A 1174-nucleotide genomic window follows, 5' to 3' on the forward strand; every position below is an offset into this window, starting at 1 on the left:
TGAGCTGGGTGTGGTCGCAGAGACCAGAGAGAAGCGACTGTTTACTAAAAACACAGGTCCGTGCGAAGTCGTAAGACGATGTATACGGACTGACGCCTGCCCGGTGCTGGAAGGTTAAGAGGACCGGTTAACACTTCGGTGTGAAGCTGAGAATTTAAGCCCCAGTAAACGGCGGTGGTAACTATAACCATCCTAAGGTAGCGAAATTCCTTGTCGGGTAAGTTCCGACCTGCACGAATGGCGTAACGACTTCTCTGCTGTCTCAACCACAGACTCGGCGAAATTGCATTACGAGTAAAGATGCTCGTTACGCGCGGCAGGACGAAAAGACCCCGGGACCTTCACTATAGCTTGGTATTGGTGTTCGGTTCGGTTTGTGTAGGATAGGTGGGAGACTGTGAAGCATGCACGCCAGTGTGTGTGGAGTCGTTGTTGAAATACCACTCTGATCGTATTGGATATCTAACCTCGGACCATGATCTGGTTCAGGGACAGTGCCTGGTGGGTAGTTTAACTGGGGCGGTTGCCTCCTAAAATGTAACGGAGGCGCCCAAAGGTTCCCTCAGCCTGGTTGGCAATCAGGTGTTGAGTGTAAGTGCACAAGGGAGCTTGACTGTGAGACGTACATGTCGAGCAGGGACGAAAGTCGGGACTAGTGATCCGGCACCGGCAAGTGGAAGCGGTGTCGCTCAACGGATAAAAGGTACCCCGGGGATAACAGGCTGATCTTCCCCAAGAGTCCATATCGACGGGATGGTTTGGCACCTCGATGTCGGCTCGTCGCATCCTGGGGCTGGAGTAGGTCCCAAGGGTTGGGCTGTTCGCCCATTAAAGCGGCACGCGAGCTGGGTTTAGAACGTCGTGAGACAGTTCGGTCTCTATCCGCCGCGCGCGTAAGAAACTTGAGGAAACCTGTCCCTAGTACGAGAGGACCGGGACGGACGAACCTCTGGTGTGCCAGTTGTCCTACCAAGGGCACCGCTGGTTAGCTACGTTCGGAAGGGATAACCGCTGAAAGCATCTAAGCGGGAAGCCTGTTCCAAGATGAGGTTTCTCACCCTCTTAGCAGGGGTAAGGCCCCCCACAGACCATGGGGTAGATAGGCCAGAACTGGAAGCCCGGTAACGGGTGCAGGTGACTGGTACTAATCGGCCGAGGACTTACAACCAAAACA

1 rRNA gene is annotated in these 1174 nt (G+C 54.3%); it reads left to right on the forward strand.

From position 1 onward, the window contains the following. Positions 1 to 1169 (forward strand): 23S ribosomal RNA (locus ACVWY6_RS24650); the annotation flags it as partial. Positions 1170 to 1174: the final 5 nt, after the last annotated feature.

The organism is Williamsia sp. R60 (genome assembly GCF_054063855.1).